Annotated in this window: 27 protein-coding genes; 23 read left to right on the forward strand and 4 right to left on the reverse strand. The window is 37.4% G+C overall.

Annotation, left to right across the window (positions count from 1 at the left end):
• The first annotated feature begins 69 nt into the window (after positions 1–69).
• The 19 genes from ACIQ7T_RS08385 to ACIQ7T_RS08475 all read left to right on the forward strand — a co-directional run bounded on the left by ACIQ7T_RS08385 (position 70) and on the right by ACIQ7T_RS08475 (position 14632).
• Positions 70–2937 carry a phage tail tape measure protein gene (locus ACIQ7T_RS08385; protein WP_402869708.1) on the forward strand — a complete coding sequence of 956 codons (2868 nt, stop codon included), beginning with the start codon at positions 70–72 and terminating at the stop codon, positions 2935–2937.
• The gene (locus ACIQ7T_RS08390) at positions 2930–3145 is read left to right on the forward strand and encodes a tail protein X (protein WP_402869710.1); all 216 of its coding nucleotides are present in this window, start codon (positions 2930–2932) and stop codon (positions 3143–3145) included. The genes ACIQ7T_RS08385 and ACIQ7T_RS08390 overlap by 8 nt, the downstream gene beginning before the upstream one ends.
• A complete protein-coding gene (locus ACIQ7T_RS08395) occupies positions 3142–4161 on the forward strand; it encodes a phage late control D family protein (protein WP_402869712.1) in 1020 nt (339 codons plus the stop codon). Before ACIQ7T_RS08390 ends, ACIQ7T_RS08395 begins: the two co-directional genes overlap by 4 nt.
• Positions 4161–4577, forward strand: coding sequence for a phage baseplate assembly protein V (locus ACIQ7T_RS08400; protein WP_402869714.1), 417 nt, complete (start codon positions 4161–4163; stop codon positions 4575–4577). The genes ACIQ7T_RS08395 and ACIQ7T_RS08400 overlap by 1 nt, the downstream gene beginning before the upstream one ends.
• A gap of 15 nt (positions 4578–4592) precedes the next feature.
• Entirely contained in the window at positions 4593–5252 is a 660-nt protein-coding gene (locus ACIQ7T_RS08405) for a phage tail protein (RefSeq protein WP_402869716.1), read from the forward strand.
• A gap of 5 nt (positions 5253–5257) precedes the next feature.
• Positions 5258–5566 (forward strand): GPW/gp25 family protein, encoded by a 309-nt coding sequence (locus ACIQ7T_RS08410; protein WP_402869718.1) that lies wholly within the window; start codon positions 5258–5260, stop codon positions 5564–5566.
• The gene (locus ACIQ7T_RS08415; RefSeq protein WP_402869720.1) at positions 5553–6668 is read left to right on the forward strand and encodes a baseplate assembly protein; all 1116 of its coding nucleotides are present in this window, start codon (positions 5553–5555) and stop codon (positions 6666–6668) included. The genes ACIQ7T_RS08410 and ACIQ7T_RS08415 overlap by 14 nt, the downstream gene beginning before the upstream one ends.
• Entirely contained in the window at positions 6661–7341 is a 681-nt protein-coding gene (locus ACIQ7T_RS08420; protein WP_402869722.1) for a phage tail protein I, read from the forward strand. The genes ACIQ7T_RS08415 and ACIQ7T_RS08420 overlap by 8 nt, the downstream gene beginning before the upstream one ends.
• Entirely contained in the window at positions 7335–7637 is a 303-nt protein-coding gene (locus tag ACIQ7T_RS08425; protein WP_402869724.1) for a hypothetical protein, read from the forward strand. The genes ACIQ7T_RS08420 and ACIQ7T_RS08425 overlap by 7 nt, the downstream gene beginning before the upstream one ends.
• Positions 7634–8278 (forward strand): hypothetical protein, encoded by a 645-nt coding sequence (locus ACIQ7T_RS08430; protein ID WP_402869726.1) that lies wholly within the window; start codon positions 7634–7636, stop codon positions 8276–8278. The genes ACIQ7T_RS08425 and ACIQ7T_RS08430 overlap by 4 nt, the downstream gene beginning before the upstream one ends.
• 2 nt (positions 8279–8280) lie before the next feature.
• On the forward strand, positions 8281–10707 hold the full coding sequence (locus ACIQ7T_RS08435) for a hypothetical protein (RefSeq protein ID WP_402869728.1): 2427 nt from the start codon (positions 8281–8283) through the stop codon (positions 10705–10707).
• Complete coding sequence (locus tag ACIQ7T_RS08440) at positions 10707–10910, forward strand: hypothetical protein (RefSeq protein ID WP_402869730.1); 204 nt, start codon at positions 10707–10709, stop codon at positions 10908–10910. The genes ACIQ7T_RS08435 and ACIQ7T_RS08440 overlap by 1 nt, the downstream gene beginning before the upstream one ends.
• Positions 10911–10957: 47 nt before the next feature.
• Positions 10958–11086: a hypothetical protein gene (locus ACIQ7T_RS08445; RefSeq protein WP_402869732.1), complete on the forward strand. Its 129-nt coding sequence runs from the start codon at positions 10958–10960 to the stop codon at positions 11084–11086.
• A gap of 144 nt (positions 11087–11230) precedes the next feature.
• The gene (locus ACIQ7T_RS08450; RefSeq protein WP_402869734.1) at positions 11231–11419 is read left to right on the forward strand and encodes a hypothetical protein; all 189 of its coding nucleotides are present in this window, start codon (positions 11231–11233) and stop codon (positions 11417–11419) included.
• A gap of 69 nt (positions 11420–11488) precedes the next feature.
• Entirely contained in the window at positions 11489–11986 is a 498-nt protein-coding gene (locus ACIQ7T_RS08455; protein ID WP_402869736.1) for a phage holin family protein, read from the forward strand.
• Positions 11986–12252, forward strand: coding sequence for a holin (locus tag ACIQ7T_RS08460; RefSeq protein WP_402869738.1), 267 nt, complete (start codon positions 11986–11988; stop codon positions 12250–12252). Before ACIQ7T_RS08455 ends, ACIQ7T_RS08460 begins: the two co-directional genes overlap by 1 nt.
• Positions 12252–12986, forward strand: coding sequence for a M15 family metallopeptidase (locus ACIQ7T_RS08465; protein WP_402869740.1), 735 nt, complete (start codon positions 12252–12254; stop codon positions 12984–12986). The genes ACIQ7T_RS08460 and ACIQ7T_RS08465 overlap by 1 nt, the downstream gene beginning before the upstream one ends.
• Before the next feature lie 126 nt (positions 12987–13112).
• Complete coding sequence (locus ACIQ7T_RS08470; protein ID WP_402869742.1) at positions 13113–13589, forward strand: PH domain-containing protein; 477 nt, start codon at positions 13113–13115, stop codon at positions 13587–13589.
• Between the two features lie 425 nt (positions 13590–14014).
• Positions 14015–14632, forward strand: coding sequence for a hypothetical protein (locus tag ACIQ7T_RS08475; RefSeq protein WP_402869744.1), 618 nt, complete (start codon positions 14015–14017; stop codon positions 14630–14632).
• A 331-nt stretch (positions 14633–14963) separates the two neighbouring features.
• Here the strand turns inward: ACIQ7T_RS08475 and ACIQ7T_RS08480 are convergent, their stop codons facing one another.
• The 4 genes from ACIQ7T_RS08480 to ACIQ7T_RS08495 form a co-directional block, all read right to left on the reverse strand.
• Positions 14964–15110, reverse strand: a complete 147-nt coding sequence (locus ACIQ7T_RS08480; RefSeq protein ID WP_402869745.1) for a hypothetical protein — start codon at positions 15108–15110, stop codon at positions 14964–14966.
• 79 nt (positions 15111–15189) lie between these two features.
• Positions 15190–15405: a hypothetical protein gene (locus ACIQ7T_RS08485; protein ID WP_248717116.1), complete on the reverse strand. Its 216-nt coding sequence runs from the start codon at positions 15403–15405 to the stop codon at positions 15190–15192.
• Between the two features lie 103 nt (positions 15406–15508).
• Complete coding sequence (locus ACIQ7T_RS08490) at positions 15509–16021, reverse strand: hypothetical protein (RefSeq protein WP_402869747.1); 513 nt, start codon at positions 16019–16021, stop codon at positions 15509–15511.
• Positions 16022–16238: 217 nt separating this feature from the next.
• Positions 16239–16445: a helix-turn-helix domain-containing protein gene (locus ACIQ7T_RS08495; RefSeq protein ID WP_402869748.1), complete on the reverse strand. Its 207-nt coding sequence runs from the start codon at positions 16443–16445 to the stop codon at positions 16239–16241.
• 170 nt (positions 16446–16615) lie between these two features.
• Between ACIQ7T_RS08495 and ACIQ7T_RS08500 the strand changes: the two genes are divergently transcribed.
• From ACIQ7T_RS08500 to ACIQ7T_RS08515, 4 genes are all read left to right on the forward strand, one after another.
• Positions 16616–16819, forward strand: a complete 204-nt coding sequence (locus ACIQ7T_RS08500) for a hypothetical protein (RefSeq protein WP_402869750.1) — start codon at positions 16616–16618, stop codon at positions 16817–16819.
• A gap of 66 nt (positions 16820–16885) precedes the next feature.
• Positions 16886–17740, forward strand: coding sequence for a helix-turn-helix domain-containing protein (locus ACIQ7T_RS08505; protein ID WP_402869752.1), 855 nt, complete (start codon positions 16886–16888; stop codon positions 17738–17740).
• Positions 17741–17863: 123 nt separating this feature from the next.
• Entirely contained in the window at positions 17864–19405 is a 1542-nt protein-coding gene (locus ACIQ7T_RS08510; RefSeq protein WP_402869754.1) for a CdiA C-terminal domain-containing protein, read from the forward strand.
• Between the two features lie 22 nt (positions 19406–19427).
• Complete coding sequence (locus tag ACIQ7T_RS08515) at positions 19428–19661, forward strand: hypothetical protein (RefSeq protein WP_402869863.1); 234 nt, start codon at positions 19428–19430, stop codon at positions 19659–19661.
• Positions 19662–19681 lie beyond the last annotated feature (20 nt).

A 19681-nucleotide genomic window follows, 5' to 3' on the forward strand; every position in this document is an offset into this window, starting at 1 on the left:
GGGAAAGAGAACCCTTTTCGTCGTTAAAAGAATGGACAGAGGTAATGAACGAGGAAGGAGCGAAAGACGATGGCTAAAAGTTTTGATATGACTTTCGAGATAAATGGTAAAGTCGGTAGCTCCTTCAACAATATTTTTTCAAAAGCTACAACGAGTTTAGGCGATTTAAAAAGCCGTGCTCGTGAAGCACAACGCGAACTAGATCGATTAGGACGTGATTTTAAAAACGGCAAGATCCATCAATCGCAATATGCAGAAAGTACAGCAAAACTCTCTCGCGAGCTAAAACAGCTAGAGGGTAGCCAACGGCGTATCGGTGCTTTAAAATCCACTTTTTCAAGTGGTATGAATACGGCTAAAACAGTGGCAAGTGTGGGAGCTGTTGGCACTGCTGCAGCTGCCACAGGTATAGCAATGTCTTCGCTTAATACAGCAGCAAATTTCCAACAACAAATGTCTAAAGTTTCTGCTATATCTGGTGCAACTGGGACAGATCTTGAAAAACTGAACGCTGAGGCACAAAATCTCGGTAAGTCAACAGTATTTTCTGCTACTCAAGCTGCAGAAGGTATGGAATACCTTGCATTAGCTGGTTGGAAAACAGATGCAATCATTTCGGCAATGCCCGGCATGCTAAATCTTGCGGCAGCAGGTTCTATGGATTTAGGTCGAGCAGCAGATATAACAAGTGATACGATGCAAGCATTTGGTATGAACGCAAATAAAGCCGGACATGCAGCGGATGTATTTGCTTATGCTCAAGCTAATGCAAATACAAACGTTGAGATGATTGGTGAAGCTATGAAATATGGAGCTCCTACCGCAAATCAATTTAGATGGTCACTCGAAGAAACAACTGCAGCAATGATGGCACTTGCTAATCAAGGTTTAAAGGGTTCGGTTGCAGGTCAAGCATTTGCAAGCTCAATGGGTCGATTAGCCGAAGACAAAGGTAGAATAGCGGAAAAAACAAAAAAATTAGGCATGGAGTTTTTTGATGCTCAAGGAAAAATGAAGTCACTACCTGCCCTGATAAAAGAGATAGAAAAAGGGACAGCAGGAATGAGTGATAAACAGCGAGTTAATACGTTGCAAACACTATTTGGTGCAGAAGCATTTAAACATTGGGCTATTCTACTTTCAACTGGGTCAGATGAACTTCAAAAAATGACAACGTCATTAGAGAAGTCAGATGGAACTGCAGCAAAAATGTCGGCAGAAATGGTAAATAACTATGCTGGTTCTCTTCAACTTTTAAAGAGTAGTATTGAGGGTGCCCAAATCAAATTCATGACCCCAGTTTTGCCAGTATTTCAAAGGTTTTTCGGTGGTATAACAGGGACCCTTGATAAAAATATGGGCGGTATTGAAAAAGCTGGTGAAGCTACAGCAAAAGTCCTAAGTGAAATTACAGCACCATTCAGCACACAAAAGCCAATTAAACCAAAAATCAAACCTAATATGGACCCTGCAGATACACAAAAGATGATGGTTCAATACAGCAAAGACCTACAAAAATACAACATGTTCAATGATATGGGCTTTGGTGAAAAAATTGAATACATGTTAGATACTGCTATCCAAAAAGCAGAAACCTGGTTAGGCGGTCCAGGTGGTGAAGCGATGGGACGGATTTTTACAAAACTCGGTACAATTGCAGGGAAAGCGTTTGTTGCCGCATTAACTGGCGCAGCTGGTGGTGCTGTTTCTAGTGCTTTAGAAGGTAATTTTAGTGGTGCCCTTGGACTAGGTGCTGCTGCATGGATGATGGGTGGCGGTACACTTGCCAAAGGTGCTGTTGGTGCAGGTAGATGGGCTATGGAGAGACGTGGCAAGAAAGGTACCAACAAAGGATCATCAAAAGACCAAGATTCATCAGGTACATCTTTTGAAGCTTCGGAATCCAAAAAGGAAAAAAGAAAAAAGAAAAATGGAACTAACAAAGGTCCTAGCAAGAATACATCATCCTCCAAAGGCGGTAATGGAGGCAAGAAGTCTTTCTTTTCATCAATGTGGGAAACAGGGAAAAGAAATTTTAAAAGTGGTGGCAAAGCTTTATCATCCGCAGGCAAATGGGCCGGCAAAGGCCTTGTACCATTAAGTTTAATATCAGGCGGTTTGGATATATTTAGCTCGAAAGACAAAGTAAAAACCACTGGAGAAACTGCTGGTGGTACTATTGGTGGCTGGGGAGGTGCGAAAGCAGGAGCTGCATTAGGTACAGCTATCGCTCCTGGTATTGGTACAGCAATAGGAGGAGTCCTTGGTGGTGCAGCTGGATATTTTGGTGGTAAATGGCTAGGTGGAAAAGCTGTTGATACAGCAAGAAGTAGTGGTGAAGCTGCTAAGGTTACACCAGAACCAATGCGAGCGCTGGCACCAAGACCTACACTGGCACCGAAACCGACACCAGTATCTGCTCCAACAAAACAGGCGAGTACTGAAGCTGCTAAACCCGTCGATACAACAAAGTTAAATGAATCTGCCAACAAACTTGCAACAACTTTAGAAACCACTAATACAGCCTTTACAACAATATCTACAAGCGCGCCGTTAGTTGGTCAAAATATGACTACCTTAGCGACTGGTATTGGTACCGCAAGTACAACTATCCTTGGTTCATTTACAGAGCTTCAAACAAGCACGAGTACAACAGCTGCTAACTTGAATAATTTGACGATGTATTCAGGACAAGTAAGTACAAACTTTTTCACGTCCTTTTACTCGTTGAAAACAGCTACTGATCTATCGAGTTCAAATATGTCTAGTTTAGCATCAACCATTGGACAGGCTTCTGGATGGGTTGCATCGATACAAGGTATTCAACCGGCTGTTCAAAGTGTTATAGCAGCTTTAAATATTCTTAAGACTCGTATTGATAATGTGCAGATACCTAATAGCGGAGGAGCTACATCAAGGAGGACGCAATATGAATAGTTATACAACTATACAAGGCGATACGTGGGATTTAATTGCATATAAGTTATGGGGGAGCGAGTATTTGCTCCCTCTTTTACTTGAGGCAAATCAGAAACATCGCAATACTATTTTTTTCACAGGTGATGTTGTTTTAAACGTCCCTGAAATTGATACAGCAATCTATACTGAACGCCCTAGTTGGCTTGGGGAGCATGATGAATTATGACATTAGCCAGACGTACAGAATTAAATGTAACTTATAATCAAACGCTTTTAACTCAAGTATTAGGTGGGGACTTAATTGACTGGACATATAATGACAATTTAAGTGGAGAAATAGACGATTTACAGCTTGTTTTACAAGATGCAGATGTCCATTGGATAAATGATTGGTTTCCAGCAAAAGGCTCTCTTATAGAGGCTGAAATAGTACGGAAACACTGGACCGAAAACGATGTGAAAACTAAGTTAGGGAAATTTGAAGTAGATGAATTAGATGGCAGTGGTCCGCCTACAAAAATGACAATTAAAGCATTAGCTGTGCCGGAGTCTACCTCTATACGTGGACAATTTAAATCTAAAGCCTGGGAAAAGGCGAAGCTTAAACAAGTGGTTAGCGATATCGCCAAAGCAAATAAATTAAAGCTATTTTGGGAAACGAAAGAAGATCCTAAAAATGATCGCTATGAGCAAGAATCTGAAACAGATTTAGCTTTTTTGTATCGATTATGTAAAGATGAGGGCTTATGTCTCAAACTGTCCAATAGCTCTATAGTCGTTTTAGATGAAGCAGATTACGAAGCAAAACCAACAGTTGAAACCATTTTGCGTACAAGCAAAAAAACATCAAAAATACAGGTGCTTGACTGGAGTTTTAATACAACACTCACAGGCACCTATAAAGATTGCCGTGTACAATCTCACAACGCAGGTAAAAAGCAAACAATAAAAGCAACTTTTACGCCTAAAAAGTCTCCGAAAGTAGGCCGTACACTAGTTGTGAAGGAAGAAGTTAAATCTGTTGCAGAGGCTCAAAAATTAGCTAAGAAGCGATTGAGGGAGGCTAATAAAGACGCCACGACAATTAAATTAACGGTCATCAGTGAAATGCATATCGATGCTGGAATGACTTTTGATTTAATTGGATTTGGCCGTTTAAATGGCAAATATATCGCAACGAGAGTAACACACAACAAAAGTGAAATTTCCATAGACTTACGCAAATGTTTGGAGGGATATTAATGCGGACTCAAGTTGGTGAAGTAACAACTGTTGATCCAGCAAAAGGGACAGCTCGCGTTAAAATAGAAGAGCAAGACGACAAGGTATCGGCCCCGTTATTCATTTTATATCGAGGCACGTTAAAAAATAAAGACTATTGGATGCCGAAGATTGGAGAGCCAGTACTTTGCCTTTTCACAAAACGGAGCGAAGGTTTTATTTTAGGTTCCTATTATCCGGATGGAACACCTCCACCACGTACCGATCCAGAAAAACGGTGCATGGAATTTGAAGATGGAAGCTTTATCGAATATGACACTAAAGCACATAAATTACATTTAAACATAGATGGTGAAATAAACATCGAAACAAAAGGTCCTGTAACAGTTAATGGGCAATTACTTTCACCTGGTGGCAACAACTCAACATCGGAATAAAGGAAGTGATTTGAAATGGCCACAATCGGCAGTTTTGGTGATGTCATTTTTGAAGTGTCTGCAGACAAATTACTAACATTTAATGATTTAGAAAAGAAAAGTAGTGCTAAGTGGAATGAGCATGAGATCAGTGGGAATAAGGCAAAACTAGAATTTGATGGACCAGGACTAGCAGAATTAAATTACAATATTTTGCTACGTGCTGAACATGGTATTAATCCTATTAAAGAAATGTCCAGGTTAGAAAGGATGCAAAATAAAGGAGAAGCTCATCATTTCATCTTAGGGCAAAAGCCAATAATGATAAATAAATTGGTCGTAACGGATCTTACAGAAAAACTACGTAACATTGATCAACAAGGTAATGTTTTTACAATAGAAGTGACTGTATCTTTAAAAGAGTATGTTGAGAGCAAGACACCAGTAAAAAAAACAACTACAAATGGAAACCAGACAGCAGCTGCAGGCAGTTCAAAAAAAGCACTTGGCACCCTAACTATTATTGTGAAATCGGTACATATCCGAAATGGACCAGGTGTAAATAATAAGGTGCTTGGTTATGCCATGAAAAATGATAAGTTGACGGTTTATGAAGAAAAGAATGGTTGGTACTCACTTGGCGGTGGTAAATACATTACATCCAATAAATCGTATTCTACTTTAAAGAAAGGGTGATTAGCATGTATGATGTAGAGCCAATGCAAAATATAGATTTTGGAGCGACAGGTGTAGAAGAGATACTACAGAATGTCGCTTTTATTATGGCTACAGCTATGATGAGTTGCCCACTAGATCGTGATTTTGGATGGGATATGACCGTTATCGATACACCTATCAATATTGCAAAAGCTAGAATAACAGCAAAATTAACCGAAGCAATCAACAAGTTTGAACCACGTGCACTTATAGAGTCTATCGAAGTAACCGGAGATGGATTGGTTGGTAGCTTAAAGCCGAAAGTGAAGGTGAAAATCAATGAGTCGGTTTAATTTACCGGATCTTTATTTTTTAGAAAAGGCACCAGAACAAATAGAAAGTGAAATGTTATTCCATGTCAGAGAAAAAACAGGATTAACATTGCAACGTGCAGATCCAAGACTAAAATTTTTACAGGCTATTGCAGTATTCGTGTCCATTGAGCGAAACAAGTTAGAACACGGATTACGTCAAAATCGCTTGTCGTATGCAGAGGATGACATGTTAGATCACTTTGGTACAGAAAATTCTACAGAACGCCTACCTTCAAAATATGCAGGTACAACGATGGCTTTTATATTAGAAGAAGATCGTGTGGATGCTTTACCTATTCACCAAGGAACAAGATACCTTGTAGGTGATATTTATTTTGTAACTAATGAGACACATGTTATTCCATCAGGAACTCATTTATTTGCTGTAGATGCTACTTGTGAATTACCAGGTGAAATAGGAAACGGCTTTTTACCAGGTGAAATATCTACTTTAGTGGAGCCATTGCCTTACGTAAAATCTGTTCAAAATACAACAATAACAAATGGTGGTGCGGATGAGGAAAGCGACGATGCTTACGCTGAAAGAATTCGACTTGCACCAGAGAGTTTTTCTGTTGCTGGTCCTGAGGGTGCCTATATTTATTGGGCGAAGGCAGCTAGTCAAGAGATTGTAGATGTTAAAGTGGATTCTACAGAAGAAGGCGTAGTTGATGTATATATTTTGATGGCCAATGGAGAATTACCGAGTGCAGAGGATCTTGCATTAGTAGAAGAAAATCTGATGAACAAAGAGACAAGACCTCTTACAGATAGGGTTCTTACTAAAGCAGCAACCGTTGTTAATTACTCAGTGAAAGTAGAGTATTGGATTTCGAACAAAAGTGCTACCGTTGCCTCAATTATTGAAAAGCAAGTCAATCAAGCATTTCAAGATTATCTTGTATGGCAGCGTTCAAAAATGGGCCGTGACGTAGATTTTTCAGAACTTATAGCGCGTTTAAAACAGGCAGGGGCATCGCGTGTATCCACAAGTTCACCAATGTTTATCGAGGTTGGAGAAACAGAGGTAGCTAAAGAAATGACAGCTGAAATTACATTCAAAGGGCTATCGAATGACTAGTGATCTATTAAAATTATTGCCCCACAGTTTACGTCAAGATTCAGTACTTGTAGCCATTGCTGAAGCTGCTGAAATACAACTGAAACAAGCTTATCAAGAAGCAGAGGCGATTTATAACCTAGTCGACATCGATAAAATGCCAGAGGCACTGTTAGATTTATTAGCATACGAAAAGCATGTCGATTTCTACGAAGTAGATCTTCCTGTGGAACAAAAAAGAGCACTTGTGAAAGCATCGAGAAAATGGCACAGAAAGAAAGGTACAAGAGGTGCTGTAGAAGATGTTGTATCTATTATTTATAAAAATGCACAAGTCTTTGAATGGTTCGAATATGGTGGCGAAGAGTATCGATTTAAAATCGAAGTAGAAGAGCCATTTATCGCTAACGAGGACATGAAACGTCTAAAAAGAATGGTTGAAGCCACAAAAAACAAACGTTCATGGCTTGAATATGTAGCTGTCAAAATAAAACAAACACAATACATTGAAATAGAATCAAACAAATATCATTATCCTGTCTACTTGCCTATTTGTGGTGAGCTTTATTGTGAAGGTATGCCAGGAGTTAGCACAAATAAAAATATTGAATTAGAAACGGAGAATTTCACATATCCAGTCTATATGCCGATATGTGGTCAGATTCATCCAAATGAGGTGATAGATACATGGTAACTCGTATTATGATAGACCGAACACTTCAATTTTGGAAAGATATGATGAAAAATGCGGTTGTCACTATAGATGGCCAAGATGTGATTAAATCTTTTCACTCACAAGAAATTGTAGGAGACACAGTAAAGACATATGTTTTTTTAGATGATGGTCATGGTCAAGTAACCAAAGCTAAATTAGTAGATGCCCAAGGTATTGAATTAGATCGCTATACCACATCTATAGAACCCAGTGAAGAGGGTCTTATGATTGTCTTTACAATCTCTGGCATTCCGAAAGGAGAGTTGCAAATATGAGCTTGGTAGTCTCAAATAAATATGAGTTGTTAAAGTGGAAGGATCGTATTTGGAAAATTGGTCCTGATGGCAAGTTGATTCCTCAAAGGGATGAAAATGATCAGATCAAATACAATCCTATTACAGGTCAACCTGAATATGAATATCTTGAAAACGGCACTCGTGTCAATGCTAAACGCTTAAACCATATGGATGAAGGTATCTATATGGCCCATGATCTCATTGTAGAGATGCAAGCAAAGATTAGACGTATGGAAATCCAAATGGAGCTCGATGGACGTGTACCAGGCAACAGTGTAACATTCGTTGATTCGCTCGATGGTAACACTAATAAAATTGTTTTGGATAAAGCGATGACAGATATTATTGAAGCTGTAGCAATAGGTACTACTACTTTAAAAGTGGCTAGTGTTGATGGATTCACACCATTTACGCAAGTCACTATTTTTGATGATATGCATAGCGAGGACGTTGTTATCACTGAGGTAAGTAAAGATACAATTAAAGTACAAGCTCTTAAAAACGCATACAAAAAAGGCGCTAAAGTGGCTCGTAGTAACGTCCAAATCGATACAGTCAATGCTGAAATGGGTGTCGGGGATTGGCATACTTACAACGTTGAATTAGTGGAGGTGGTATAAGGATGGCCTTATATTATTATAACAAGTTTACTGCTAGTGAAAATAAAGTATATATCGACGACGCGCCATGGGAGTATCTTAATACTAGTAGAGGGAAATTTGAAGGTTCATATAAAAAATATACGTTCAATAATGCCACTAATACGTACACGCCAACTGATATATGGAACTATTCAGACATGGTTCCGGTAGATGGTGTCGCCTATGGCAAGAATGACGACAACTACCTTTTTAGGTTTATAACAACCTATAGTGGTCAAGCTAGTAGCGAACTTAGCTACGCATTACACCAAAAAGTAAGGACAAAAAACACAACAACGACAAACTATACTTTAGGCACATTAGTACAATCCAACATTACGGCAGAAGACGGCGCATACCCGGCAAACGGTCGCCATACTGACGGCTATTGGTACGTTAAAGGAACAATTGTGAATACTGCGCCAACGCAACCTGGGTCCTTTACACAGCCGTCCGGTTCATTAGAAATTGGCGATGCAAAAGTATTTTCTATCGGTGCTTCAACCGATGCTGAAGGTAATTTATCAAAGTACATTTGGGAAGCTTCTATAAACAATGCGGCGTATTCAAAGGTTGGAGAAACGACAATACCTAGTTTTACGTACACTATTCCCACGGCAACAAGCTTAAAAATGCGAGTCAAGGCGGTCGACACAGGCGGTTTAGAAAGTGCATATCGTGAAAGTAGTGCCTATACAGTTACACCGGCCAAATACTATTGGAGCAAGTATTCCACTACAGAAACAAGACCTTTCAACGAACAGTTTGTTGGTTCATATCCATGGGATGGTTCTAGTTCAAGTTCAATTTCAGGTTACGAAGGCAGAGTGTACTATAGCTATACTATCGAAAATGGTAAATTTAAGCTTACGTCACCAGTTCCATTAGTAGCGGGGTTAAGTGTTGGAAATCTTGTCTATTTTGATGCTAATAGTGGAGGTCTAGCGAAAGCTACAGTTGCATTAAATGATGGGTATAACATAGCATTCAGCTCAACGGTCTATAAATTGGTCGAAGGAAGTCCTGTTTATGACAAAGGAACGTTAATACAATCAAACATTATAGCCGAGTACAACACATATACAACCGATGCAAAAAACGCTGATGGTTATTGGTATGTAAGAGGTAGTCGTGTAAATCAATCGATCGCGCCACCTTCACCATTTACCTCGCCATCACAAGGTAAGAAATTCAAACCTAACGAGGTAGCAAATATTGCTTTTGGAGCTTCTAGTGCTGCTAATCTATCACTTTATGAAGTAGATTTCAGATACAACAGCGGGACATGGGCTCAATTAGCGTACAATAACACGCTCACTCGTAGTTTGACTATTACAACGGATAAAGCATTAAAAACCATCGAATTCCGAGTACGTGCAAAAGATACAAGTAATGTATATTCTGACTATGTATATTCGGAGGCTTTCACAATCGAGCACAATGTAGCTCCAACTGTGGCATTAACCAGTCCATCTGAAAACGTAACACTGTACGAAAATGACACTTTAAACATCGCAGGCACAGCTTATGATGCTGATCCAGACCAAGCAGTAACAGCTTATTATCAAATAAATAACGAACCTAAAAAAGTATTAGCAACAAACCTAAGTAAAATACAGATTCCATTATCAAAACAACTCAAATTTAATGGTGGTAAGTTATATGATGGTGACAACGTTTTAACTGGCGATTTAGCAGCTGGAGTAGCCCACAAATTAAAAGTATGGGCTGAGGACAGTGAAAAAGCATCTTCAGCAATCGTTGAAAAATCATTCTATGTTATTCCTAACCGAGCGCCAATTTTATCTGTGGATGCCGTTGTTCCGTCTGGTGTAGTTGATGCTGATAAATTTAAAATTAGCGGTAGAGCATCAGATGAAGATGCTAATTCAACACTTAAAGTGACTAGACGTATTAACAATGGAAATGCCGTTGAAATTTACAGTGGCCCAGGTGGTGAATGGGAGTTTGATATTTCACTTGGCCAACTCAAAATCGGAGAAAATACGATTATTGTTGAGGTCATCGATAACTATGGTGCTAAAACAAACAAGACAATAAAACTTAATAAAAATAACGTTAAAACGCCTATTTTGCATTCGGTAGCGAGGTACAAAATTAATCCTCCGGCCGGATCCGCAAAGGGCGTTTTATTATTCATTGAACGCGACGAGGAAATGGATTTAAAAGTCGAATTATCGATGACGTTAGCTGGTGAACAAGAGCAATATGAAACTCTTGAACCTACTAAAACAGTACCGATGACAAACATGGTCGGAGTTGTTGAAGATGTTTTTTACCATGAGTCTACAGAGGCAAAGGATAACATCATATTAAAGTTGTCTTCGACTAGACCAGACGCAACTGTAAATCACAAAATACATCTAATATCGGGGGCGGTTGAGTAATGGCTTTGGAATATAAACCGCGTAATGAAGATGGCACACTTGGCGATCCTGTCAAGCTTGGAAACGAGGAAACTTTAGCTGAAACGACTGCACGTTTAGAGAAAGAAAACAAATTACTGAAGTTACAAAACAAGGCAAACGCAGAGCGCATGGAATTTATGGAGGACCTAATTGCGGAAATAGCAATGAAGGTGTATGAATGATGCGTTTTTTAAGATGGATAATTTTGTACTTTAAAGGAGGTGAGGTTATGATGGCAATGTTTTTCGCACAACGTGTAATTTTAGGTAAAACAAAATTTAATGAAGTACCTGCAACTTTACAAGAAGGCGTAAAAGAAATTCTTGTAGAATCAGGAGTCGGCTTTTTAGCTGAATAATTAAATGTAACGCGAGCAGAAGCTTAGCGTTATTTTTTATGATTTTTTAGCGCTGTGAGAGCAATCAAAATGAGCAATGGTACAGGTTATTGATTCTCGATGCTTCTGACAGCGCTACTTATAAGGCAAAGGATTGGTGATAACGTGAGTCAAAACGAAAAAATTAAAATTGATTCTTTATTAAGCAATGAATTAGGTGACCTTTGGTGGGTTACCAATAAAATAAAAAAACGTTATCCAGAGTTACAAAATAATGAGCAGTATCAAAGAATTATAGAAGCAATAACCATAATTGAAGATGCTGCAGAGAAATTATGTGAACAAACGTCATAATCCTAAACGTTTGGGAATTTGCCTTCCACAGTGTGGATGGTTTTTATTTTGGATAAAAGGAAGTGCTTTATGGATCAATTAAAGAATTACTTATCTTTAATGACTGGGCACCCAGTAGCAGGATCAATTGGAGCTATTTTAACTGCAATTTTTTCTTATGTTTATGGTGGCACACAGTTTGCAATAGGAGCTATTTTGATTTATGCAGGTGCAATTGCTCTCGATTGGATTGCAGGGTATCGGGCAAGCAAAAGAGATGGAAGTTATGCAAGTGAATACGGCATAGATGGAGGGTTTCGTACAGCCTTCTTATTAATTGTGCCAGCACTAGCACACCGAGCAGATGTAATGATGAATTTACCAAACGTTATATTTGCCTTTGTTTTATTTTCATTTGGGTTACACATTTGGAAATCCATGACTGCAAATGTGGTTAGATGTGGTTGGGATGTATGGGTACCCGTTTGGGCACTAAATTATGTTGCAGATGAAATTGAGCATAAAATTGCACGCTCACAAAAACGTATCGATGAGAAACAAAAATACTTAAAAAAGGATGATGAATAATGGATTTAACAAACATTTTTATGATTGCAATGGTTATGGTGGCTATTGTTTTAGCGGTAGCAGAGGTACTTAAAAACACATTCAAAATTAATACTCGATACATGCCAATCACTTCGGTTGTGATTGGTATTTTTGTTGGCGTTATTTGTTGGCCGCTATCAGAGTATCCACTTTATATGATGCTGATGGCTGGATTTATTGCAGGATTAACAGCTTCCGGGACGTTCGATTTATTAAAGGCTTCCAAAAAGGTAGGTGAACTGTAATGGTTAGCGTAACAGAAACATGTCGAGATTTAAGCGAATTAACTACAGCTGCGCAATTAGCGTGTCGATTGCTATTCCAGGAGTGTGTAAAAGCTGGGATTGATGATATCTTTATCACAGAAACATATCGTTCACAAGCACGCCAAAATTATTTGTATGAGCAAGGTCGTACTCGACCAGGCTCAAAGGTAACATGGACACTTACTAGCAATCATACCTCGCGTAGAGCATGGGATATTGCCGTGGCACCTCCTAAAGATTTATATAATATATCTACTCTATCAAGAGTAGGAGCGATTGCTAAAAAGCTTGGTATCACTTGGGGGGGTTATTGGCCGATTAGTAGCTATGACGCTCCACACTTTGAAATCCCTACTAATTGGAAAGCTCCTACAGGCTACGAGTTAGAGGGTACAGTTATCGTCCCGAGTAATAGCAAAATAAAAGTTCAACTTATTGTTAAAGACAAAGGACAAGCCGTGGAAGGCGTGAATGATGGAAAGTTGTATCGTGTTCAATCCGGCACCTATACAACGCAAACTCAAGTTAATGCAGCTAAACAAGCATTAGGTAAATACAAAATTGCAAATGCTGATTATGTACGAATTGTCCAAGATGGTGGTAAATGGAGATTTATTACTGGCACATACGCAACTCATGTAGTAGCTAATAATGCCATTACTGAAATGAAACGTCTTGGCGTTTTATCGTATGCTGAGGCAATTCAAGCCTAATACTAAAGCCCAGGTACTCAAATTAATTTTGAGCCTGGGCTTTTTTCTTTTGTCTTTATTGGTATATTCAGTAATTGGAAGTATAATATACTAAAGAATATATACATAATTAGGAGCGATGAAGCTATGGTTAAAGCTTTAAATTGTCCAAACTGTGCTGCAACATTTGATCCAAAAGAAAATGTTTGTGAGTACTGTGGTAGTTATATAATTACATCAGAAGCAAAACAAATTACTTATGATTCTAATGAATTCAAACTCTCAAATAAAAAAATCTTCTTTCATGAGATTGAAATGAATACAAATGAATTTCCGATACGCTCAGGTGTAGCAAACATGTATTACAGTGCGACGAAATCTGATGGAGGTCGTTTGTTATTAACAAATCAAAGGTTAATCTTTTGCGCCCATGCTATAAATATAAATCCTAATTTATATTGGGAAGTTAGTTTGGAGGATGTAGATCGAGTTGAACTCGGTTTGAATTTACTTATTACGCAAAGAATTCATATTTTTGATGAAGAAGCAAACGAAACAATCTTTGTCGTTTATGGTGGGAAGCATTGGCTAAATGAATTAGATCATGCTTTAAATAGAATTTGAAAACACAACCCATGTTAAGAGACCAGCGAAGCTAATTTAGCCGAGCTGGTCTTTTTTATTTTCAACTTTTTTTAGATGTCAATGCCCAATCAACAAAAGCATAAACTCCTGTTAAGAATAGAATATAAAATAACCTTTCCATGGTACTTAGGTTTTCTGCAATAAATAATGAGATAATTAACAACCCAAAGAAAAATACAATTAACGATAATAATTTTCTGTTTATAATAAACTTTTTAATATTTATGTTACTCAATATAATCAACCTCCTAAGCAATAATATACTAAAAAAAAATATAGAGTATACAGTTTGACAAGATAATAGGAAAAATGAGCAATATTTTACATGTATTCGTATACCAAATATACTAAAATTTGTTAAGATGTTTATGTGGAAATACTTTTTATAAAAGGAGATTGTAAAAATGTGGTTTAAAAAATGTTATAAAGTCATTGCAGTATGTTTGACATTAAGCCTTCTGTGCTTAAATGTGCCGATTAATCAAGTGTATGCAATAGAAAATGAATCTGTTATTCAAAGTGAAGAGGAAATTGCAGATATTGAAAAAGCTTTGGAATTGATATTTGAAAACGGAATCGTTACTGATAGTGAAGGTGAGACTCTTGGGTATAACAAAGAATTGTTTGAGCAAGAGTTAAAAGATAGTCCTATCTACGAGGATATTATTCAAGGTATGGAAGCTAATAATTTATTTGCTGATCAAGAAAACGAGAATAACATAAGAATCGCTCCAAGGCTAGCAGCTTGTGGGTGGCATTTAATGAAAAATAGTCCAGAGTATACATCTGCATCGAATAAATGTTTAAGTGCAGGAATAAAAGCTGCTTATGGACCTGTAACAGTTTTATCTACGTTAGCTAATTTGCTAGCAGATAAGGAATTTAAATTAGCAGCTGGCCATCTGGTGAAAGCAGGTATTAGAGGCAATATATTAGGAATTGTTGTAACACTTTCTGGTATTCATCTGGATTGTGTTAAAAAAATGGAAAAGAAATTCCCAGGTAAAAGTAACTGTATTTAACTAAGTAAGATAAAAATTGACCAGGCGCTCATTTTAATATGAGTACCTGGTCCTTTTTTGTTTATTCGTCATACGGTTTATACTTCGATTGAAGCTCCTTAGCTGCATCTTTTCTTTTTAAAATATACAACGATGTTAACAATGACTAAAACTAAGCATAATGAATAAATGACTATCATTGAGTAATCAAAAAACTTTGGGTCATTCCAGTTAACCATGTCAGTTAAGATATACAAAGCAAATGCTAACGCAGCCACATATCCGATATTTTTCATAATTTAATGGATGTGATAAGATTATAGGGAAGGAGGCGCTAACCTCCTTCTAAGAGTTACTTGCGACGTTTACCTTTGCGAGGGGGGCGTCGCTTTTGTTTTGGCTTATTTTTCATATCGCTAATGTTTTTTGCTGAACTTGTTAGTAAGTTAAGTACAGTTGCGATAGCTACTAGATAAGCTAGAATCTTATCATAATCCACTTTGTTCACCTCCTTTCTATACTCTTATTATATATCAAGTGATGTATATAAATCAAGTGATTTATAAAAGTTTTTTTATTTATTTTGCAAGGTGATTATCATAGTATTCACCAAGCTTTTCAGCTACGCCTAATCCCATACGACTGATGTCACTTACTCCATCTACATAGCGTTTAATCGCTCCTTGTGTAAGCCCACACTCTTTAAAGATTCGATACGATGTATGTTCGCCCTCACCATTTTTAGCAGCCTGTGCAGCCATTACAACCGCCTCTACTTTTTCTGTAAGTTTCATGCCTAACACTCCTTTTTTAAATACAATTATAAATCATATGTAATATAAATCAAATGATTTATATGCTGATAGAAAAAAGCCACTCATTTGAGTGACTAAATTATTACTTTAACTTTTCAGTTATGGTTGCTACCGGGAAATAATACATACCGAGCTCATTTGATTCTTTTTCGGATATATCCATAGATACTGTTCCAACACCGACATATTCAATCATTAATGTGTTCCAACCTTCTTCTTCTAGCAACGCATCAGACACTTGGCTATACTTTGACACAGCGATATCTTTTGGTGGTAAATTGAATTTATTTGGCGCTAAATCTATTACTGCTTTAATCTCACCATGTTCTATGGTTAAACTAATTAATTTGTCATTCTCACCCATACCATCGTACTCGACTATCTCTTTTACTTCATTTACCGTAATTTCTTTTTCAGATATGTCTCCAGTCGCCTCTTTCGCTTCCAGTTCAGCTAGAGCTTTTTCCTCAGCATCTTTTTGTTCGCTAGATTTAGGATACTCAATAGTTTTATTTTCAGGAATAGGCTTTTCAGCTTCTTCGCACGCAGCAAGTAGTAATGCTGACATAGCTCCTATGTAGAATAATTTTTTCATTTACAAAATCCTCCCTCTATATTTCCATTTTAGGGAATCGAAAGATAAAAGTACATATAAAAAACAGACAACTGTAATTAGTTATCTGTCTTATCATCTTTAGCGTTTTCAATTACTTCCTCAAAGGCAGCTTTAATTTCCTCAATCGTATAACCCGCATCTAGTAATTCCTGAGTTGTTTGTTCTAATCTGTTCAATTAATTTCATTCCTTAGCTTTTATATCTTCGTTTCGTCCTCTAAGATAAAATTCGCTTCGTATTTAATTCCAAGCACTTCAGCAATTTCCAATAGCTCTTTTTCGCTAAAATTATCACGCTTCATTTTCTTCCACAGGTTAGGTTGAGACGTTCCCAACAATTCTGCTAATTGTGTAAGTTTCATATCCTTCTTCGCTAATAACATTCGAATTTTTTCGGCCATCATAATTTATACACCTCGCTTTGTAATTACTCCTTGAACTTATTATATATGATTAAAACCTATAATGAAATAAAAAATAACCTAAAAGTTATAAAAAGAGTTGTATTTATAAATTTTAGGGTTTATATTATAACTAATAAGTTTTATTAAATTACTTTTTAGGAGGAACATTCGTGAACAATTATTTCAAACTCGAACAAGAACGATCTAACTATTTATTAGAGCAAACGCTCGTATTATCTACCGTAAAAGGTTACTTGAAAGGAACTATCAAGTACGACGAATCTAGTGAAGTTGTCAAGTTCGCAACTAAACTATTGGGCATCATCGACGAAGGATTAACAGCTGTAGAAGATAAGTTTCCTGAACAAAAATGAAATAACGAACAAAACTAACATTTAAGGATCCGGAATGTTCGTGAATTGGAAAGCGAGGTGAAAACGATGGCATTTGAATACTTAGCAACTTACAAAACATTTGAATCAGTAGCAGATATGGATAATAGTGTGGAGGACCATATAGCGGCTCACTATTATGACCTAACAGAATCAGAACGTGCCATCGTTTTTAAACTTGCTAGTCACGCTTTGGAACATCCAGGGGCTTGTCATTTAAAAGCTTCCACAATTGCTACATCATTGGAGATCAGCACAAAGACAGTTTATCGTAGCGTAAAGAAATTGGTTGAGTTAGGCATCATTGAGAAGGTAGCATCTACTAAATTAAACGGCATAAAAGGGGCTAGTATTTATCGCATATTACCTTATGTCCCATCGAGTGTGTCCCAACGAGAGACAGTCGATGAAGCCAGTAATGACGCTGTTTACCATCCACAATCTGAAAACCAAGCATTTAACTCTTTTAATCTTTTAAGTTCTAAACAAGCAAATAATATTATGAGTCTAGAAAATGAATTGGCTTTGCAAGCTGAAAAGAAAAAAGAATACATGAATGAGTACCAGATTATGCTGTTTGATTTTATGAATAGCTTGCCATTGACTGATTCATTGAAAGATGAATTACATAAATGTGTAATAGCTTCACATGTAAATTCTGCGGAAGACTTTATCAAAGCTAAGAACGTTCTATTTAAAATCGCTATGGATATTAAAGAAGGTGTACTGACGGTTGCTAGTACATTAAGAGCTGTATTTGTAGGAGCATATAGTAAGGCTGTAGAGCGTTTAAGTAGCAAGACAACTAAATCATCATCTGTGGAGGACAAAGCGCACAGTGAACGTCCTGTGCCTTTCTATAATTGGTTAAACGAGCGTGATAGCCTTCCACAATCAAAATAATAGAATGAGTAATTAGTTGTGTCGTAATGAGGTATTTTTGTATAGGGTACATTCCTTTTTAAGGTTATATATGGTAGTTTTGGTATATCGATGTATGTTTAATTTTATAAAGGAGAGTTAGAAATGTTACATAGTACAAAGTTATTAAACAAAATATTAATTACTCTAATGGCACTGTTACTTTTATTTAATACGAACTATGGTGCTTTTAAAACTTCAGAAGCTCATGCCAATGTATTGACTGCAACTTTTGAAGAATGGGCTGCAGCATCTTACGCCGGTGTAGTCATGGGTACGATGGCATTGGCTACTGGAGCAATGCATACAGAGGAATATTTGTTGGACAATGTGGACGCAATGTATCAGACGGCCAAAGAATCTTGGAAAACGATGGCCCCTGATATGAAAGCTAATTTTTTATCTAGTCTAGATCAAATGGCTGACGGTATTGTGACGGTTGGTGATTGGATTACAGGTGCGTTGGATGCGCTTAAACCTAAGTTTGGTGATAACACTGGTACTGGTATAGGTGGTGTAAATTATATATCTAAATCTAGCGGTGGTAATGCGATATTAACTGTTGAAAATGCCACTATTAATAGTCTGCTATTAACATATATCGATTCTGATAACTTTCACAATCATGCATTTAGCTCTTTTTCAATTGCTATACTCACAGGAAAATGGGATAACACTGTCTATGCAAAAATTTATGTTGATGGTTATACAAGAGGTACCATAGATTTTGGTGAATTATCAAATGCTAGTTATGCTACTTTGGTGCAAAAAGCAGGGAATGTTAAAACTCCTGCAGATATGATTTCACTTGGGGCTACTATTGGTATTGGGTCTAAAATACGTATGGAATATCGTGATGGTACTGTTGTTACTCCTGGTGCAAGTACTTACAATCGCTTGGATGAATGGATACGTGAACGTGCTATACCAAACGGACAATTAGGTGTTTATAATCCTGGTGCTCAAGCATATACACCGGATGGCTATAGACTTGGTTTATCAACTGACGGGCAAACGTTGTTAAAGCTCCCTGACGGTATTCCGTGGGAAGGAACAGCTGATTGGAAACAACCATTATTAAATACCGTAGATGGTACTACCGCGGTTTTAGATACGGCTGTTGGGTCTTGGATAGATGTTGCTACAGGTAAAAAGATACGTGATGCTACAGTACCTGAAATAGTATCTGGGACAGGTGTTGATGAATCAACCGCTGAATATGTTTTGATTAGAGCAAAAGATGAGGAAAAGGCTAGAGAGGACATAGATAAGCCTGGTAAATTTATTGGAAATCTTAACGAGTTAACACCAGATGAAAGAAAAGTTGTTAATGAATTAGTCGCAGAGGGCAAGATAGTTGAACAGATTCCAAGATCAACTGTTCCAGGGGAAAAGACACCTGATTTTAAAGTCGATGGAGTTTTGACGGAACTTAAAACTCTTAAAAATCCGAATGTCAATACTGGGGTAGGAAGGATAAAAGATGCATTTAAACAAAATGCTGAAGCAGTTATTATTGATGCTAGAGAGGCAGGGCTTACGAGAGAACAAGCGCAAGAGATTCTTACACGTGCTAAAGGAACCTACCCTGATAAGCAACTTCCTGGAAAAGTAGAGATATGGATAAAAGAAATAGTAACGAATTAGGAGGATTAAAAATTTGGCTAGAATGAAATGTAAGTGTGGAAAAACCTTATCTACTGTACAAGCACCGAACGATGTTCAACTGCATGTTTATACAGACAAGGAATGGGACGATATTATAAATATGGGCGACACAATAGATGTGTTAACTATACCTGATCCTGAGAAAGAAGTATGGAGATGTATTCATTGCGATAGAATCTATGTTTTTAACGAAGATAATACAGTTAGTAAAGTTTATATTGTGGAAGAATCATAAACTACAACCATAAAAGACCA

It is taken from the genome of Lysinibacillus sp. NPDC096212 (assembly GCF_044763105.1).
In the GTDB taxonomy this organism is placed as follows: Bacteria; Bacillota; Bacilli; order Bacillales_A; family Planococcaceae; genus Lysinibacillus.